Annotated in this window: 12 protein-coding genes and 1 tRNA gene; 7 read left to right on the forward strand and 6 right to left on the reverse strand. The window is 42.8% G+C overall.

The genetic code is table 11. The features are described from left to right. Positions 1–6 precede the first annotated feature (6 nt). Together QUW60_RS06895 and QUW60_RS06900 are read right to left on the reverse strand one after the other, a co-directional pair. On the reverse strand, positions 7–1,695 hold the full coding sequence (locus tag QUW60_RS06895) for a RagB/SusD family nutrient uptake outer membrane protein (protein ID WP_309148251.1): 1,689 nt from the start codon (positions 1,693–1,695) through the stop codon (positions 7–9). 10 nt (positions 1,696–1,705) lie between these two features. After that, complete coding sequence (locus tag QUW60_RS06900; protein ID WP_289559411.1) at positions 1,706–4,876, reverse strand: SusC/RagA family TonB-linked outer membrane protein; 3,171 nt, start codon at positions 4,874–4,876, stop codon at positions 1,706–1,708. A 321-nt stretch (positions 4,877–5,197) separates the two neighbouring features. Here QUW60_RS06900 and QUW60_RS06905 point away from each other — a divergent pair, with 321 nt between their 5' ends. Next, a complete protein-coding gene (locus QUW60_RS06905; RefSeq protein WP_258338653.1) occupies positions 5,198–5,767 on the forward strand; it encodes an RsmD family RNA methyltransferase in 570 nt (189 codons plus the stop codon). Here the strand turns inward: QUW60_RS06905 and cls are convergent. Together cls and QUW60_RS06915 are read right to left on the reverse strand one after the other, a co-directional pair. Beyond that, positions 5,727–7,160: a cardiolipin synthase gene (gene cls / locus QUW60_RS06910; protein WP_289559413.1), complete on the reverse strand. Its 1,434-nt coding sequence runs from the start codon at positions 7,158–7,160 to the stop codon at positions 5,727–5,729. The genes QUW60_RS06905 and cls overlap by 41 nt on opposite strands. A gap of 215 nt (positions 7,161–7,375) precedes the next feature. Next, a complete protein-coding gene (locus QUW60_RS06915) occupies positions 7,376–10,264 on the reverse strand; it encodes an outer membrane beta-barrel protein (protein WP_289559415.1) in 2,889 nt (962 codons plus the stop codon). A gap of 238 nt (positions 10,265–10,502) precedes the next feature. Between QUW60_RS06915 and aroB the strand changes: the two genes are divergently transcribed. After that, on the forward strand, positions 10,503–11,564 hold the full coding sequence (gene aroB / locus QUW60_RS06920) for a 3-dehydroquinate synthase (protein WP_289559417.1): 1,062 nt from the start codon (positions 10,503–10,505) through the stop codon (positions 11,562–11,564). Between the two features lie 109 nt (positions 11,565–11,673). Then, positions 11,674–11,748 (forward strand) — tRNA-Pro (locus QUW60_RS06925). Positions 11,749–11,943: 195 nt separating this feature from the next. On the opposite strand, the gene QUW60_RS06930 is transcribed toward QUW60_RS06925, so the two are convergent. Continuing rightward, on the reverse strand, positions 11,944–12,699 hold the full coding sequence (locus tag QUW60_RS06930) for a hypothetical protein (RefSeq protein ID WP_258338657.1): 756 nt from the start codon (positions 12,697–12,699) through the stop codon (positions 11,944–11,946). 68 nt (positions 12,700–12,767) lie between these two features. Next, positions 12,768–13,559 carry a DNA-processing protein DprA gene (locus tag QUW60_RS06935; RefSeq protein WP_289559420.1) on the reverse strand — a complete coding sequence of 264 codons (792 nt, stop codon included), beginning with the start codon at positions 13,557–13,559 and terminating at the stop codon, positions 12,768–12,770. A gap of 209 nt (positions 13,560–13,768) precedes the next feature. On the opposite strand from QUW60_RS06935, the gene QUW60_RS06940 reads away from it, so the two are divergent. From QUW60_RS06940 to QUW60_RS06955, 4 genes are all read left to right on the forward strand, one after another. After that, positions 13,769–14,659 carry a hypothetical protein gene (locus QUW60_RS06940; RefSeq protein ID WP_258338659.1) on the forward strand — a complete coding sequence of 297 codons (891 nt, stop codon included), beginning with the start codon at positions 13,769–13,771 and terminating at the stop codon, positions 14,657–14,659. 101 nt (positions 14,660–14,760) lie between these two features. Further along, entirely contained in the window at positions 14,761–15,210 is a 450-nt protein-coding gene (locus QUW60_RS06945) for an SEL1-like repeat protein (RefSeq protein ID WP_258338660.1), read from the forward strand. Positions 15,211–15,227: 17 nt separating this feature from the next. After that, on the forward strand, positions 15,228–15,599 hold the full coding sequence (locus tag QUW60_RS06950; RefSeq protein WP_258338661.1) for an IS30 family transposase: 372 nt from the start codon (positions 15,228–15,230) through the stop codon (positions 15,597–15,599). Positions 15,600–15,733: 134 nt separating this feature from the next. Continuing rightward, positions 15,734–19,726, forward strand: a complete 3,993-nt coding sequence (locus tag QUW60_RS06955) for a hybrid sensor histidine kinase/response regulator transcription factor (RefSeq protein WP_289559423.1) — start codon at positions 15,734–15,736, stop codon at positions 19,724–19,726. The last annotated feature ends 196 nt before the right edge of the window (positions 19,727–19,922 follow it).

A 19,922-nucleotide genomic window follows, 5' to 3' on the forward strand; every position in this document is an offset into this window, starting at 1 on the left:
AAAATTCTACCAGTTTGGATTTTGTTTGATGTTTCCGCCGGAAGTGGCCAGTTCGTACGACGGTATAGGATACAAATAGTCCCTGTCCGGATTAAAACTGCGGCCGGTGCCGTCTTCCACGACATAGATATCAGCCTGGTCATAAAGTTTCGCACCGTTGTACATGCCGTCGGCTTCCGTAAGCCTTCCGGCTAGTTCGTTGCGGGTCATTGCACTTTCGTCTTCATTAAAAAACAAGCCAAGCATCGGCTGAGGCAATACGTCTTCTGCCGTCTTCCACCGTATGATATCATCATAATGAAGACCCTCATCAATGAACTCAACCATACGTTCTCTGCGAATCTCCTCCAACATATTCAGTCCGTTGGCACTGACAAATTCATTCGTCAACGCTACATTGAAACCAGAACGTCCGCGCACTGCGTTTATGGTCTTTTCCAAATCATCGTTAGAAATAGAACCCTTGTACTCATACAGAGCCTCCGCATAAGAGATAAGCACCTCTGCATAACGGATAACCATCTTGTCAACCGTCTCCCTTCCGTTTGTATCAAATTCACTGTTCATATATCCTTTTTTTATCGGATAAGCATAAGTATTTCCAGCATTGACATTATCAAAGGGCCTATAAACAGCACCTTTAAAAGCATCTGCTTCTCTATATTTAAACACAGTCATGGCAAGGCGGGGATCTCTATGAGTAAAAATATCATCATAATGTGTATCCGGCGACTGGCCATAAGCAGACTTGCCTTTCGGAAGACCGTCATCATACAGAAAATTATCAATCATCTGGCGTGTGATTCCTCCCTGTGTAGCCTTGGTAGACGACTGATTATGATAGACAATCGCATTCGATGCTCCGTTCGGTCCATAAAGTTTCACGAAGATATTCTCTTTGTTCTGCCGTCCTTCCCCGTCAAAATAGAACAAGGTCTGGAAATTCGGATAAAGTTCATGCTTTCCTTCGCTCATAAGTGTTTGAGCCGCATCAATCGCTTTCTTCAGATGGGCCTTGCTGTCGCCTTCTGCCAAATTGTGATACTTTATATAAGTACCCTCATACAAACCGATACGTACAATCATAGCCAAAGCTGCCGAACGGGAAACACGTCCCCAATTGCTGTCATCAGACAATTCATCAATGTCCGGCAACCATTCACAAGCAAATTCCAAATCAGCGTAGCATTGCTGAATAACCGTTTCACGCGAATCCCGTCCTTTCTTGATTTCCGGGTCGTCCGTTGAAGTGAATACCTTCAGTATAAGGGGAACGTCCCCATATTTTTTAACCAAATCAAAATAATAATAAGCACGGAAAAAACGTGCCTCGGCAATCCATCTGCTGCGGACTTCTTCCTGCAGCGGCGCTTCTCCGCCTTTTACGATTATATTGTTGCACACACCGATTTTATTATACGGATCACTCCAGTCATTATCCCTTTCCGGAACGCTTCGGTTTCCGGAAGAAACATCATCCGGCACATAGCTCACCAGTTCATCGGAACGGAAGTCATGTCCGTTTCCTGTCAAAAATCCTGGCAGATCCACATAAAGCCGGTTGCATGCTCCCCGCAAGTCGGTTTCTGTTTTCCAGAAAGTCTGGTCTGTCAATGTCGTTTCCGGATATTTGTCCAACGAACATCCGCTTATCATTATTGCACCAAATATCAGTGCGGAAATTCTCTTCATCATGTTTCAAGTTTTAGAAGGTTATATTCAATCCCAATGTCCAGCTGCGGAAGAATGGATACAGACTTCTCGTAGCATTGTTCTTTGCTTCAGGATCTATGACAGAAAACATGTCAGTAATCTCAAACAGATCTTGTCCTGTCACATAAATTCTCAGTTTCTCCATGTATTTCTTGCTGATGGGCACTGTATATCCCAACGTAACATTCTTCAAACGGAAATAAGAAGCATCTTGCAGCCAACGGTCGGCAGGCTTGCTGTTAAAGTCATCCGACTTGTACTGATAAAGGCGCGGCCAATAAGCATCCGTATTGGTTTCCGTCCAATAATCTCTATGAATGGTCCAAGGCATCAGTTCGTCCTTAAACAGAGGAAACATATCTTTGCTTAACATCACATCGCGCTTGCCAACTCCTTGGAACATAAGCGACAAATCGAAACCTTTCCATTGAGCAGACAGACTGATTCCATACAAATAGCGGGGAGTAATGTTTCCCAAACAAACCAAGTCGCCATGATTTTCAGCAGTACCTTCACCTGAACCGATTGTATGGTCAGCATCTCCTTGGGCGACATATTTAACATCACCTCCCGAAATAACACCGTCATTGAAAGTAGAGTATCCCGGATGATCCGCCTTGTATTGCAGATATTCTTCACGGCTCGACCAAAAACCGTCTGTCTGATATCCCCAAATCGTATTGATAGGATAGCCTTCCAGCAATTCTACCAATCCCTCACCGATATAGCTGGCACCGTCATATCTGACGAGTTTGTTGTTGCTATCCGAAATATTGAAGGCTATCTGATAGCTGAAATCCTTGATCTTATCTCTCCAGCTGATATTGAAGTCCCATCCCCAGGTCTTCAGTTTGCCCACATTCATATTAGGGACATCAATACCAATCTGTGAAGGCAACTGCAAAGCAGAAAGCATATCATTGTTAAACTTCCAATAATACTCAAATGTTCCGCTCAGACGATTGTTGAACAAGCCGAAATCAATACCCAAATTAGTGGTTTCCACCGTTTCCCAAGTTTTATCCTCCGATGCCAGACTCGCCTGATAATACCACCGTTCACCGAAATAAGTGGAAGGCATATCACTCTGTGAATAAGAAATCAGCGGAATATAGTCATACAGCCCCAGTACGGCTCCGTTACCCAGCTGTCCCCACGAAGCACGCAGCTTCAAATTGCTAACCCAATCAGCATTGAACCATTCTTCTTCATTCACTCTCCATGCTGCCGAAACTGAAGGAAAGGCTTTCCAGCGTTTGGAAGGAGCCAGACGGGAACTTCCATCATAGCGCAAATTAGCCTCCAAAAGATATTTCTCCTTATAGTTATAGTTGATACGCCCGAAGTAGGACATCATGGCCCACGTTTCAATGTTATCACTCAAACTGCTGTTCGTGGCAATGGAACTGTCATAATAATTGAACGAATAAAAATCGTTCGATAACATATTGCGGGCTATCCCTTCAATACCGTCCAAGCGATAGTTTTCATACGACGTACCTGCAAGGATGCTGAAGTTGTGCTTGTCTTTCAGGCTGAAAGAATAATTGACTGTAGCTTCCAGCAAATCATGGTAAGACGAGTTCTTCGCTTTTGTCAATGAGTTAGCTGGATTAAGTGTCCGCTGCACAGCACCCGTCTGCTTATACCATGTAAGTGTACAGCTGTTGCTGACTTCAGAGTAATATCCGGCATTGCGCGATGCACTCAGGTTGATGCGCAGATTCTTTACAAAATCCTTGATTGTCAACTGAGCCTTTCCGATAAATGCTTCATTCTTGGTGGTTGTTACGCCGGCATTCTTCATAATGTCGATGGCATTATTCTGCAAATCACCGTTATAGATGTTCGGATAGTTCTCCGCTTCAGGCTGATAAATGGGCTGACGTCCGCGGTTGGAGTAGAGAAGCGACATGATATCGGCCGCACCATATGAGTTTTCGTTTCTCTCTCCTCCCTGATACTGGATATTGACGCTCAAGTCCACATATTTGTGAAGGCTGGCATTCATCTTTGCCAGGAGATTATAACGGTCATAATCATCCGGACCATATTGCAACAGACCGTTCTTATAATAATAGTTGGCAGACACCAGATAATTGACCTTGTCGGTCCCTCCGCTTACAGACACCGAATGATTGTGCTGCAACGTAAAGTTTTTGGTTCCTTCACCCAACCAGTCCACACTGTCAAACAGATCCCAGCGACCGTTTGCCAAAGGACGGTAATTGAAATTCGGATTTCCCACCCACGATGACTTTTCCGCATTCCATTCAGGACCACCTGTCGGAATACGCGACAGATTGATAAATTCCTGCTCTTCCCAAGCTGGAATACGCTCGGGCATATTCCCGGGAATATTAAAAGAAACATAACCGTTATAAGAAACCTTAGGCTTTCCTTCCGTACCGTTTTTCGTGGTAATCAGCACCACTCCGGCAGCAGCACGGGCACCATATATGGCACACGAAGCGGCATCCTTCAAAACAGATATAGACTCTATGTCATCTGCATTCAGCATTGACATATCACCCTCGACACCATCAATAAGAACCAAAGCCGAAGCTCCGTTTACGGATGAATATCCACGGATCTGCATTCCGTCGGTTTCCGCTCCCGGCTGTCCGCCAGTACGCGTAATTGTCACGCCAGGCATTTCTCCCTGCAAAGCAGACAACACGTCTGTAGAAGGTTTGGAAGCAATCTGTTCACCGTCGATGGCAGAAACAGAGCCGGAAAGGTTCACTTTCTTTTGCACACCATAACCGACCACAACCACCTCGTCCAGCATTTCCGTATCTTCACTCAGCTTAACAGTAAAGTCGGTTCTGCCTTTTACCGGGATTTCCCGTGAAGAATAACCGATAAACGAAACAACAAGAATTCCATCCTCCGGAACTTCAAGAGCAAATCTTCCATCCAAATCCGTAATAGTACCAGAGGAAGTACCCTTTACAGAAACGTTTGCACCAATTACCGGTCCCATATCATCCAATACGACACCGGAAATCTTCCTCGTCTGTGCGATGTCATCAACGACATCCGTTTTCATTCCTGCCTCCGGCTTATCTCCCCCTCCGGCATAACCGGGAAGACAGAAACAGCCGCCAGCCAGCAGCGAACACATAAGCATACGCTGCACATAACATCTTTTCTTCGACATAGTATTATTTATTTTATGATTAATAAATTACGGGCATAAGGCCCGTGTATTACGGCTGCAAAAATATTCCAACAAGGCCGCCGCAGCTTTCAATTTCGTTGCTATAAATTTCATTAACGTACAATATTGTCCAGCAGAAGAAACGATAGCTTCAATATTGTTTAAAAGGCTTTCAATCCTGTGTAAACATCAAGGAAAAACCGGAGAAGCACCCTCCTCAAGGAGAGGAACTATTGCATTTCATGGACAAAGTTCGTACCTTTGCCTATCGGATAAATTCCGATGAAAGAACCATTAACCAGGCCAAACAATTACCATCTCATGCGAGTAATCAGTGGAATATACAAGCGGAGGCATTTCGATGTGCCCCATACCTTTAAAGCAAGACCGACTACGGATTTCGCCAAAGAGAATCTGTTTAATGTGCTGAACGGCTACATTGACTTTGATGAAGGAGGCATTACGGCTCTTGATCTCTTTTCAGGAACCGGAAGCATCAGCATCGAACTCGTTTCGCGCGGATGCGAACGGGTCATATCTGTAGAAAAAGACCCGCAGCACCATGCGTTCATACGCAAAATAATGAATGAAGTGAAAACCGACAGATGCTTTCCTCTGAAAGGCGATGTGTTCAAATACATACAGAAATGCCACGAGCAGTTCGACTTTATCTTTGCCGACCCGCCCTATGCGCTGCAAGAACTGGCAGAGATTCCGGATCTGATCTTTAAATACAACCTGCTGAAACCAGACGGACTTTTCGTGCTTGAGCATGGCAAGGACCAAAGCTTTGAGAAGCATCCCAACTTCGTTGAGCACAGACACTACGGGAGCGTGAACTTTTCGCTCTTCAAAGCAGCGGAGAAAGCAGACGGACAACCGACTCTGTGACCTTGCTCTTCCACGAACGTTTGTCCCACACTTTCAGCGAAAGCAGCATGCAGTCGCGCTGGTCTGCCAGAAATATTTCCTTCAGGGCCGATGCCGTATCCTTGTCATAAAAAAAGGCATTGGCCTCAAAATTGTGTTCAAAGCTCCGGAAATCCATATTCGTGGAACCGATTGTCGAGAACTCATCGTCCGAAACCATCAGTTTGGAATGAATGAACCCTTTGCGGTAAAGATAGATTTTCACTCCGGCTTTCATCATTTCTGCCAGATATGACAGAGATGCCTTGTGTATCAGCCAGGTGTCCGCCTTTTTGGGAAGCATGATACGCACGTCGACTCCCGCAAGAGCCGCCGTCTGCAAGGCAGTCTTCACTTCTTCATCGGGAAGAAAATAGGGAGTCTGAACATAAAAATAACGACGGGCACTGCAGATGGCCATCATCAGCCCCTGCATAATGTCCCTCCATTCGCCCACCGGATCGGAAGTTACAATCTGCGCAACCACATTTCCCCGCACATCTGTCTTCGGAAAATACTCGGCCGACGTAAACAGCGTTCTGTCCATCGCATACCAGTCTGTAAGAAAAGCCGTCTGCAAGCCATACACAACCTTGCCCTCCAGCTTTGCATGCGTGTCGCGCCACACTCCCCACGGAACACCTTTCACATACCTTTCCGCAAGATTCATGCCCCCAACAAAACCCACTTTTCCGTCTATCACTACAATCTTCCGATGATTGCGGTAGTTTACTTTTCCCGTAAACTGGGGAAAGCGGACTTTCAGAAACGACATGACTTCGATTCCTTCGCACAGCATCTGCTCATAAAAGGCATGACTGACTTTCCAGCATCCTACGTCGTCATGCAGCACACGCACTTTCACCCCCTCGCGCGCCTTGTCTATCAGCACGTCACGTACCAGTCTTCCCACCGCGTCGTCTTCAAAAATATAAAACTCTACATGAATGTGGTGTTTCGCCCGGTAAAGCTCCTTTATCAGATCGGCCAGCATAGAAGCTCCGTCTATATAAACGGTCGTCCGGTTACCTCCGAACGGAAGCGCTCCGTTCACATGGCTGAAGAAATTCATCAGCGTCTGTTTTTCGATAGGAGCATGCAGCGAAACCTGAGTCTGGTATTCGGCCATCGGACGCTTGGTCAGACGGGCATACCCTTTCCGGCTGATGAGATGCTCCCTGCGGGTGCTCCGCCCGAAAAAAAGATAAAAGACAAGTCCCGCAACAGGCAGAAAGAACAGCACAAGTATCCATGCCATAGTCTTCACCGGATTGCGGTTGTCAAGTATAACCACAAACACGGTGGTTATGATAACCGCAAAATAAAGGATATAGAATGCGGCCATAAAGACGTGGCTCCAGATTACGATTTCCATCAGAACTTGAATTTCCGTAAAAATACAAGTATTTTGTGAAAAAACAAAAGACAAAACGGATAAAGAACAATATCAGAAAGCCGAAACACATGGAAACAAGTTTATCTCCAGCCTTGGGATATGCATCTCTAGCCTAAAGATATATATCCACGCTGAAGACATACATCTCCAGGCTAGAGATAAGGAACATGAGCCGGCACACCCTCTTCATGGCTTTAGAAACGCCTCGGGCCCGGTCCGTGATGCCCGCCATTGCCGAATCCGCCCGGCCCCATCGGAGCACGCCCTCCCTTGCCTCCGAACAAGTTCAGGCGGTAGATAAAATGAACCATGCAATAGCTGTAGATAGCATTGTATTCGGTATCCTGACGCATGGCTGCCGATATGGTACGGCTGATATTGCTCTGACGGCGCAGGATATCGTAGAACTGCACACTGACCGTAGCCGCATTTCCCTTCAAGAAATCTTGTGAAATCTGGGCATTCCATATCAGCTCGTCACGGTTCATGCTGTTGTCGGTATATCCTCGGCGGGAATTCTGGGATATATCCGTCGAAACCGACATGTTCCAGGGCAGACGGAAATTCGTGCTGGCACCATAGGAGAACTGATACGTGTCCATATTGTTCTGTTCCTGAAAACTGTTCCGCGAATGATTGTACGTCAGCGAACCGTTCAGCGACAGTTCCCACCAGTCGTTCCGGTATGTTCCGCGCAGACGCTCGCTCATTACCAGCTGGCGCGTTTTATTCTTGTCCGTATCCGACAAGGTTTCACGGCTGCTTATATAGCTGACAATGTTGTTGTAGCGGGCCATTGTGAAAGTGTTGATGGTAAACTTCTTGTTCCTCAGAGCCGTATTCGTGCCAAGCATGCCAAACAGATTCCAGTTGCCGTTAATGTTCTCCGGCATCGTACGGTAGCCTCCGGTTGTTTCGTCATATGTCCTTCGGTTGCTGATGTCATTCATCACGTTCTGAAAACTGAAGTGCGTCATCACGCCACGCTGCTTCTCCGTATTGAAGGTATTATAAAAAATCCTCAACGTATTCGTGAACTCCGGTTTCAGCCCCGGGTTTCCAAGCTTTACATTCAGCGGGTCCGTATCGTCCGTAATGGGAAGCAAGTCCGTCATGCTCGGCTGAGAGCTTCGCCCGCGATAGTTTACGCGCAACTGGCTCGTTTTCGAGAAATTATAGCGGAAATCAAGTGTCGGAGTAAAGTTGAACACCGTGCGCACGGTATCTATCGAATAGTCACCCATGGTATAGCTCAGCGTTGAACGCTGGGGCTGGAACGACGCGCCCACATTAAAGCGCATCTTGTTGCGGATCACACGGAGCTGCACCTCAGCCTGATGGTTGAAATAGTTGTATTCGGCGTTCTTGCTCAAGTCGGTATTAAACACGGCCTGGTCAGACAGGAATCCCTGGTTCACGGCCCAGTCGTCCGGCATGTCGAAAGTGGAATTTTCCGTTTTCGAGTTCCTGTACTGGAAGTCATAGCTGAACTGCAGGAAACCTCCCTTGAATATCGGTTCGCTATACGACAGACGCACCGCATAATCAGACGTTCTGGTCGGAGTAGTAATGTAACGGTTCAGAATTTCCGACATCACTCCGTTTGCCAAAGCCTCTTCTGCCGTCTGATAATAATCCGTGTGCGAAGCAGAAAACTGTTCGCTGTCGTTGTTCGTATAGTTATAGCGCATCCTCATCGTAATGTTCCGTCCGGGTTTTCCCAGCCTGCGGTTTACCAGCAGCATCCCCTGCGCGTTGATGTTATCCGCCTTCGACAATGTATTGCGCACAATCGTATTGATAATCTTTTCTTCCGACACCAGCGAAGTGATGTCGTCAGCAGCAACAAGCTCATCGGTGGTCAGCTCCGGATCCTCGTTGAATGTAAAAGAATTAGAGCTGCTTCCGTTGTCTGTCTTTCCATAAGTAAAACGCGGACGGAACATCAGCCATGTCAGCGTATCAGGCTTCCATTCCAGACGGAAATCCGCCTTCAGATTGGTTGACTTGTTGCGCGAAGCGTCAATCGCATTCTTGAACGAGCTGCTTTGGGAAGAAACAAAGGTTTCAGAGTTCTGCTTGCTCCTGACATCGGTATCCTTATAGTTGAAGTTCACGCTGCCTCCGCTTTCCAGCTTTTCCGTTGTAACCGCATAATTGAAGCCGATCATCTTCGTTGCATTCAGCCCGTTCTGGCTTCCTCCTCTGAAGCCACCTCCGCCGCCCGGAAAGCCGGCATCATTCACATTGTTAGCCGATCCGATAACCGTAAACTGATTGCCCCCTACAAGACGGTTTACCATCATCTTTCCGCTGTAGCGGTCTTCAGTTCCGGCAGCCAAGTCCACATTGCCTATCCATCCCTTGTTCAGTTCCGGCTTCACGCTCAGGTCGAGCACCGTTTCTTCTTCGCCATCATCGATACCTGTCATCTTTGCCATATCCGACTGTTTGTCGTATGCCCTGACCTTATCAATGATATTCACCGGGAGATTCTTCATCGCTACATTCGGATCGTCGGCAAAGAATTCCTTGCCGTCAACCATGATTTTGGTAATCTCCTTTCCGTTGATGGTTATTTTGCCGCTTTCGTCCACCTCCGCTCCCGGAAGCTTTTTTACTAGTTCTTCAAGCGCAGAGCCTTCAGGCACACGGTAAGCCGAACTGTTATAGACCAAAGTATCTTCCTTTGCTATCACCTCGGGGGCTTCGGCCACAACCACAGCCTCTCCCAACATGACTGCATCTATCTCAAGCGGTATCTCGCCCATATTCAGACGCGGACGGTTTGCGTTGAGATAAACCGTGCGGAAATCGGACCGATAACCGATATACGAAATTTTCAGCAAATACTTCCCGGGACGTGCGGCAACCCGGAACTTTCCGTCAACATCCGTGACGTTGGCCGCAACCACCGAACTGTCTTTCACTGACAACACTTGCACGCCGGCCTGAATGACCGGAGATTTGTCTGTTCCGTCCACTACGGTTCCCGAAACAGTCACCTTACCGCCTCCGCTTTGTGCAAAAGCAGAAATGGCACCAGTTGCCATCAGCAGTAAACCCAAAACCCATCTTTTCATTATTAAAACCCAATTAAAAATAATATGAATGTGTTTTTGACACGCATCGCTTCCAAAGGTTTAGCGAATCCCCCACTCTTTTAACTTATTTTTCAGATCAAAACAGCAAGCCCGTTCAGGAATGCTCTCCCCATATGTTTCATCCGGAAAAAATCCGGACGCAAAAATACTTATTTGTAAGCCAAAACAAATATCCTTCTAACTTTTTTTCTAATTTTGCCTTCCAAACACTACAGATATGAGCAAACAGGAAATTATCATCTGTCAGAATTTCAAGAAAGAGCTGACTGAAGCTGTCAACGCCCACTCGTTCGACAAGCTGTTCATCCTTACCGACGAACATACCAACGTGCAATGCCTTCCCCTGATAAAGGACATGGACTTCATAAAGGATGCCATACAAATCAATGTCGGTCCCGAAGACATCCACAAGAATCTGGAAACCCTGGCCTATGTATGGAAACAACTGAGCGAAAAAGGCGGCACACGCCATTCGCTGATGATAAACCTGGGAGGCGGAATGATTACAGACCTGGGCGGATTCGCCGCAGCCACTTTCAAAAGGGGCATTTCTTACATAAACATACCTACCACACTGCTTTCGATGGTGGACGCAGCGGTAGGAGGAAAAACCGGAATCAATTTCAATGACTTGAAAAATGAAATCGGCGCATTCTGTCCCGCCGACCAGGTGCTCATCAACAGTGAATTTCTGAAGACGATCGACCGGAGGAACTTATTGTCAGGCTATGCTGAGATGCTGAAGCACGGGCTTATCAGCAACGTTTCTCACTGGGCTGAACTGTTGAAATTCGACACATACGGCATTGATTATACAAAGCTCCAGCAACTTATCGGCGAGTCTGTGGCAATAAAGGAAGCCGTTGTTGAAAAAGACCCGTTCGAAAAAAATATCCGCAAAGCGCTGAATTTCGGACATACCGCCGGGCACGCTTTCGAAAGTTTCTCTCTCCACAACAACCTCCCAGTGCTTCACGGCTATGCAGTGGCGTGGGGAATGGTATGCGAGCTTTACCTGTCGCATATCCGGGTCGGGTTCCCCAAGGACAAGCTCCGCCAGACCATCCAGTTCATCAAAGAAAACTATGGCAAACTCAACTTCACATGTGAGGATTATGAAACGCTGTATAATTTCATGAGGCACGACAAAAAGAATTCTTCATCAGGAATCATCAATTTTACGCTTCTTGCCGATGTGGGGGATATCCGCATCAACCAAACGGCAACACAGGAAGAAATCTACGAACTGCTTGATTTCTATAGCGAAACGATGGGATAGAGAGATCCCCTCTGCCGGCAGGCAAAATAAATTAAGGGCAACAGACAAAATAAAAATTCGCAAAACGCTTGTTTATTCAAAAATAAGCGTTACCTTTGCACTCGCAATTCGGGGTGTAGCTCAGCCCGGTTAGAGTACGCGTCTGGGGGGCGTGTGGTCGCTGGTTCGAATCCAGTCACCCCGACTGGTGAAAATGAAGGAGTTAAGTCGCTGACTTAGCTCCTTTTTACTTTTATATACTGACGGATTACTGACGGTTGTGGTGGAGAATAAATGCTATCAAACATAAAATAGAGAAGAAAATAATTTGTTTTGGCTTGTTCTTATTTTCATCTGTTTACTCGAATGAACTGCAAGTCTTCCCTTTGCTGTGCTTTATTTATGCTTGTTTGTTTAATAATAAAGTAATCGTTGCTTCTTTACAATCACTATCTTCTGTTATAATGCCAAATTGAATGTCTTCATAATTCAGCCATGAGCGGACATTACACTTAAAATCGTCCAGTTCCTTGTTGGTTAACGGGTATTGAGCAGAAACACGAATGCAGACCACAGCATTATTGTATCGACTTAGGTCAAGTTGCTGGTATTTGGTCATTGAATCAGCAATATAGGCTAATCGATTTCCTTGCCCGTTGGTAATGGAATGATAATCATATCGTGTACCGTACTCCACTTGCAATAGATAAGCTAAATCTTTGTACGTGAAACTGCTTCCAGACACAGTAAGTTCTTGTATGATGGACTTCCTTCGTTCCATTTTGCTTTGTATGGAACCATGATTTTTCCAGAAATTTTCAATTATTTCCGCCGGAGAAAAACCATAAAAGGTAATGTCGTATATACAATGCGCGGCTATTTTCTCTTTGCTTAGAGTAGTATTCCTGGGTAAAACAAGCTCTTTAGCCAATTCATTCTCCCAAAAATCCGCGTCTAAAGACTGTATGCTTATCCAATCCTCTTCTTGCTCTATCCAAACTTTTCCAACGAACTCAGGGCTGGGTTGCATATTCCGAAGCATATCGTATGCTTCCCGAAAGGCATAGATATTGTCAAAATGCCCGACTATTATTTCTTTCAAGTAAGGAAGCAAGTCGTCAAATCCTACTTTCATGATTAATTCTTTCACCGTCATGATTGCTCTGTTTTAAAGATTCTGATTGCAAAATAAAGCCTGTGATATGCCATATTAGTGCATAACTTCTATAATTTGATAGGAAATCCTATCCCATTTTTGAGAATATACTCATTCCCGGCATTATGCTCATCGTATTGACCGTATGCTACGGCATAAATCTTGCATCCGTACTTGTGTGCAAAATGTACTGTATTCATCGTGCCGCTCTTCACAGCGCATTGAACGACAATGACTCTTTGTGCTAAAGCTGCTTGCAGTCGGTTACGGGCATACAGTCGTGCAGGATTGGCTTTCACGCCAAAAGGTTGTTCGGAGATAATTAAACCGCCCTTGTCGATAATTTCTTGCTGCAAGAATTCGTTTGCTTTAGGATGGACGATATTTAAGCAGGATGCAACCACTGCAATAGTTTTTCCATTGGCATCTATACATCCTTGATGAGCGGAACTGTCACATCCCAATGCCAATCCACTCACTATGATATTTCCTTTCAATGCATAGCTTTTTGCCAGCTGATAGGCTATATCACATCCGACATCATCAGCGTTTCGTGAGCCAATGACGGCAATGGGATTTTCGTGATAAAGCAACTCCTTATTTCCTAATAGATGGATTAATGTGGGTGCTTCTACGCCAATTTTGGCAAAAGAAGCAGGATAATTTTCCGCATAATAAGGGATAATGCAAATGTCCGCTTCTTTTTCTTTCTCACAAATCATCTTTGCTTTTACGAAGGTTGCCGGATGAAGGGCAATTGTTTCTCGCAATTCTCGTTCCTCTTTACTGCATATATCAGCATAGTGACACCGCAACAAATGCAGGCATGTCAGTTCTTCTATCGAAAATCTATTTCCCATATTCTCATCCTTTTTTCCGCAAAGATGAATAGAAGTGATGCCAATGTAAAGCATTACTTCAATTTTTTCTCATCTTATGCTTTGATGTTGCATATCCTTGACAGAACTTTGCAGCAAAAGATATAGCATTTCCCATTGAGAATGAGAATCTTCTTGAGAGAATTCGCTATATTTGTTTTAGAATTCATCCACTTTAAAAATATACGTGTATGGAAACATTATCAGAACAATTGACCGAACTTTACGAAAGTAAGTGGAACGGCTTAATGGAACAATTGGAAGCCAATGGATTGCGAGACAAACTGCAATGTCCGTTCTTAATTTCTCTGTTGCGCTCGGGACAAAAGAAAGAAGAAAGAGAAAAAGAACAAGCACTAATAGGTTATGATAAATGGTATGCTCAAAAAGGGACCTCTGAACATGAAGAATGGTACACCAAAGCCGACATAAAAATCATGTTCTTTGGTAAAGAGCCAAATGGTTGGGAACGAGACAATGCTGAAGAACATTTAGATGTGGGTGATTTAATGGCTACCTATGAAGACTTCCTTGATGACAATTATGTGGCAATAGAAGGGAACGGAGGATATTTTCGTGGTGGGAGCCAATTCTTCAAAAGAGGAATCAACGGTATGATGGCAGAAATCAAAGATAATTTACTCAGTGCATATCCCGGCAAACGTGTCTCTATGATTTGGAATGAAATCTCCAAGCTTTCTGCCCGTACTGCAAAAGGTGGTGGTGCCGTAAATGCAGATGTGCACGAAATAGAGAAGAACTTTTTCCACGTGATTCCGGATGAAGTTGAAATTCTTAAACCGGATATATTGGTATTCTTTATTGGACCGGGAATGGAAAACAACAAATACTATAATTACATATTGGAGAACTTTAAGTTAAATGGGAAGCCAAATCCGTTACCCAATTTGCCTACGGGCGAGGATGTCATCAAACTTCCTATTGAGGGTGTAAAATTCGCATATAAAACTTATCATCCTGGATATGCACCCAAAGAAGCTAATACATTTCATTGGAAACTTTACGATGCCATTCTTAAGGATATCAAAGAAAATATCGACCAACTATTGGAGAAAGAATAACCTGTGAACCACTTTGGCATAACTTGACCTCATCTTTGCATTGAAACAGACGGAAAGATGAGGTTTTGTTTTTCCTATGTGTAATCTAAAACCGAAAGAATATGGAAAAGAAAAGCAAAGTGGTGAGCAAACGTTTGCGAAAGCAACTGGATGAGTTGGAGCGGGGCAAACGATATGATGAAGCTACCCAACTGTTGGAACCTATTGCCCGCCGAGGCAATGCTGATGCACAATACGAGATGGGAGAACTGCTTTACCATAAAATGGTACATGAAGCGGAAGCAGTAGTCAGAAATTACTCTAAGATTGAGAAAGTAATATTTTGGTTAGACTTGTCAAGGAAACCAGAATTATGTAAAGCTGATTTCTCTGATTTTAACAAAATGATTAATTGGTACGAGAAAGCTGCTAAGCAAAAACATATTAAGGCAATGGTAGAACTTGCCGAATGGTATACTCCAATACGTTGCGGTTCATCTGCTAAACATGTAATCAAGCAGTCACCGTTCTTTACCCTGAAATGCAATTTCAATCATGCATTGTCCTTATAATTGAACGAAGTAAGAATATGTTTCTACAAACAAAACTTCCATCCAAGAAACCTGAGGATGTAGAGAAAGCCGTGGTAAGACTTTTGCTCCCCTTCAAAAAACATGTGTATACTATCACAACAGATAATGGAATTGAATTTCGTAATCACAAGGCTATATGTAAAGCTCTGGATTGTACTGTGTATTTTGCAGATCCATATTGTTCGGGACAAAAAGGGGCAATTGAGAATATGAATAAAATACTTCGGGAATATTTCCCTAAAGGTACAGTTTTTAGACAGGTGTCTCAAGCGGAACTGAACAAAGTACAATATCAAATTAATGATAGACCGCGTAAAAAACTAGGGTTTTCAACCCCCAAAATCGAGTTTTATAAAAGTATTTGCTAATTTTGCACTTGCCACTTGACTCTACAATGCTAGAAATAGGTTAACTAAATATAGTATTTGATATATTTTCACTATATTTGTATCATATTAGCCTTTGTGAAATTTAAGGATGTAAGTGTCCGTTGATTTAATATATGAAGATAAATTTAAAATATATCTTATTAGTCATATCTTTTGTGTTGTCTATTTCTGCTTTATATGCCGAATCGTTTGACGGTATGTTTAGTGTTCGTCACATCGGGCGCACTGATGGATTGAGTAGCGAAAGAGTATTCTCGATAGTTGAGGATAATGACAATGTGATGTGGATTTCAACCAGAACTGGAGTGGACAGATATAATGGTCGTACAGTAAAGAATTATTCATTGTCTGCCAATTACTATTATGGTGATTTGGCAGGGAGAATAATCAGGCTTTATTTTGATAATAAACTGGGACTTTTGGCATACGATCATACCGGGAGGATATATAAATATCAACCGAATACGGACAGCTTTGAGTTGTATTTGTTTTTGGGCGAGTATATTGAGGGGGAAATTATTCTTAATAAAATATTTTCAGATGAAAATGGAACGCTTTGGTTTGGATTGAGTAGAGGATTATATTCAAAAAAGTCAGACGGTGCTTTATGTTGCGTTTTAGAAGACAATTATATAAATGATATAGCATGTTTGTGTGATTCTTTATTTGTTGGTACATCGAATGGAGTTTTTCGTTTATCATGTAGGGAAGATTCTGTTTCAAATCAACTTGTTGAAGATAAAAATGTACAAACTCTTTATTTCGATAAGTCTGAAAATAAGTTGTGGATTGGTACTTTCAACAGCGGATTGTGGACTCTGGATCTCGGAAATTATTCATTACATCGTATAAAAGGTCAACATCTGTCTTTTTTTAATCCTATTCGCGCCATTACTCCTTATGACAATAACAGAATACTTGTCGGAATAGACGGTGGTGGAGTATATTTTGTGGACAAACATACCTCAGAAACAAAGTTGTTTGTAAATACAGAGGATAGTGGGGAGTTCTTTTTACGTGGCAATGGAATCTATGCCGTAACCAAAGACTTTCAGGATAATATATGGATAGGCAGTTACACTGGTGGAGTGTCTGTGGCTATTTCTTTGAAGTATCCTATCAATATAATGACACATGAACGGGGAAATCCGCAGTCGTTGGTAAATAATAATGTGAATGATATAGAGGAGAATATAAATTATGATTTGTGGTTTGCCACGGATGATGGTATAAGTATTAGGAATAAGTCAGATCATCGTTGGAAACATATATTAAAATCTATTGTAATAGTAGATTTATGTAGTTCAGGCGATGGAAATATCTGGGCTGGAACTTATGGAGACGGTTTGTATCTGATAGATAAAGACGGGCGTGTGATAAGACATCTTACCCAGAAGCCGGAAGGACTTACTACAAATTATATTTTCTCGGTGAAGGAGGACAAGGACGGAGATCTTTGGATTGGGGGACTTGACGGAAATTTAATTATAGCCGACAAACAAGGAAAACGTAAAAATGAGTTTGATATAAACTGGGTTCATTCCATAGAAGAAGTTGATTCTTTGAGAATGGCCGTTGCTACAGTAAATGGTTTTTGTATTGTAGAAAAATATACATCTCAGTTCAGACGTTATGCCACAACCTCTGAGTTCAATGATAAGAATGTCAGTGCTTATATCATTTCAATGTTGTTTAATGGTGACGGTACTGTATGGCTTGGCACTGAAGGAGGTGGTCTGAATCTGTATGATATGAATTCAGGTGATGTAAAGATCATTACCACTAAAGAAGGCTTGCTGTCCGATGACATATATAGCTTGCAACGTGATAATAAAGGTCGTATTTGGGCAAGCACAGGTAAAGGTCTTGCCGTTGTAAATGGCCTGAAGGTTTCAAATCTGAATTATATTCATGATACAGATAAGACATATAATAAATCGGCATGTATCAAACTTTCTGATGGTAGGTTTGCTTATGGAAGTACTTATGGGGCTATTTTTATAACTCCTGGCGCGATGGCTGTTGAGGAATACGACGCGCCTGTTAGGATAACAGATTTAAAATTGGAGTATATCTCTCCTGAGAAGGAAATACAGATGCGTCCGTCCATTTATGCTATGCTCATGGATAAGAAAGTTGATCTTGATTACAGTTATAATTCATTTTCTGTTACTTTTGAGTCAATAAATTATCGTTTTCAGCATGATATAGCTTATCAGTATATTCTTGAAGGATATGAAAAATCATGGAGTGCGGTGTATTCGAATGGAACTGTCAGATATACTAATGTATCGCCGGGAATGTACACATTAAAAGTCAGAAGTTTGAGAAAAAGTAATGGAGAAATCATTTCAGAAGCTTCGCTTTCAATAAACATTGATCAGCCGTGGTGGAATTCATGGTATGCATGGATAATATATTTGTCATTAGTTTTCGGTATATTTTATTTCATACTTAGATATAAGAGTAATCAGCTTCAAAAAAGACATAATGAGGACAAAATAAAGTTCTTTGTAGAGACAGCACACGATATACGGACTCCTGTAACACTTATCATGGCTCCTTTGGAAGACCTTAGTAAGAAAAAAGACCTTTCGGATGATGTAAGTTACTTGTTGGAAACTGCGCGTAATAATACACGTAAACTACATGCGCTTGTAAGTCAATTGCTTGAGTTTGAGAAAATAGATACAAATAAGAAAAATGTAACTCTTAAACCTGTAAATATCAACGATTTGTTAGTGAAGGAATGTGTAAGCTTCCAGTCATATTGTGATAAGAAACAATTGCATATAAAGATATCTTTGCCTGAACATGATGTGTTTGCAATGGCAGATGAGCAGATGATGGAAATGTTGCTTGACAATCTTATTTCGAATGCTTGCAAATATACCTTGGCAAATGGGACAATCAGCCTGTCACTTTTATCTGATAAAAAGAATGTAGTTATAGAGGTTCAAGACACAGGTATTGGCATTCCGGCTGATGCCGGCAGACAGCTGTTCAAGAATGTTTATCGTGCTGTTAATGCAAGACAGACAAACGAACCCGGCACAGGATTCGGGCTGTTGCAGGTACAGCATTTGGTGAATATGATGCATGGCAAAATTTCATACAAATCTGAAGTAAACAAGGGCAGTACGTTCTATGTTACGTTACGCAATGCTGATATTGATTCTTCTTTTGATAATAATGTTATACATAAACAGATATTTCCGGTTATAGAAAATAGAACTGAGTATATTGGTGATGATTCTGAAAATATTAAAGAATCTTTGGATACATTGCTTATAGTCGAGGATAATGATGAACTACGCTGTTATTTAAAGAAGATTTTTGAACGTGATTATCGGGTTATAGATGTATCTAATGGAAGTAAGGCTTTGGAATGTTTGGCAGAAGAATATCCGGATCTTATTCTGTCGGATGTTATGATGCCTGGTATCCAGGGTGACGAGCTTTGTCGTATAGTAAAGGAAAATCCACAAACATCCGGCATACCGTTTATATTGCTTACTGCCAAGGTAACCCATGATGCCATGGTTACCGGTCTGAAAAGTGGAGCGGACGACTATATTCCTAAACCTTTCAGTGCAGAAATTTTAAGATTGAAGGTTCATAGTATTCTCGAAACCAGAAATCATCTTCGTGAATATGTTCTGAGAAATGTGGTGGCGCAAATAGAGAAAAATGAAACTGTTGGCACTGATACTTTGAACAATGATGATGAAATACGGCAAACAGACGAGGGCAATGTTCAGAATGATACAGTACCGGTATCAGAGGATGATTTGAATTTTATTAAGCATGCAACACAACTCGTCATGGATAATATGGATGATGAAGAATTTAATATTAACCAATTGTGCCAGGAAATGGCTATGAGCCGTACCTTGTTCTACAACCGTTTGAAATCACTTACAGGAAAGGCACCGCAGGACTTCATACGTCTGATTCGCCTTCAGAGGGCGGCAGAACTGTTGAAACAAGGAAAGCCTGTGGCAGATGTAGCCGCTGAAACCGGATTTGTGAATTCTAAATATTTCAGTATATTGTTCAAGAAACAATTTGGTATATCACCAAGCAAGTTTCTGGAGCAAAACTAATAGATAGTTCTATATTTATATTACGGGCTGACAAATCAATAATGTCTTATTTATGAACATTTATTGATTTGTCAGCCCGATTTTATATGTTTTCTTGGTTAAAAAGCAAAAATGATAGATTTCAACCCTTTTCTGTCAGCATTCAAACCCTGAAAAACAGGATTATACCCAATTTTGCCAACAGCTTGGAAGCTGA

This window comes from Bacteroides gallinaceum (genome assembly GCF_030373775.1).
Classification (GTDB): domain Bacteria; phylum Bacteroidota; class Bacteroidia; order Bacteroidales; family Bacteroidaceae; genus Phocaeicola; species Phocaeicola excrementipullorum.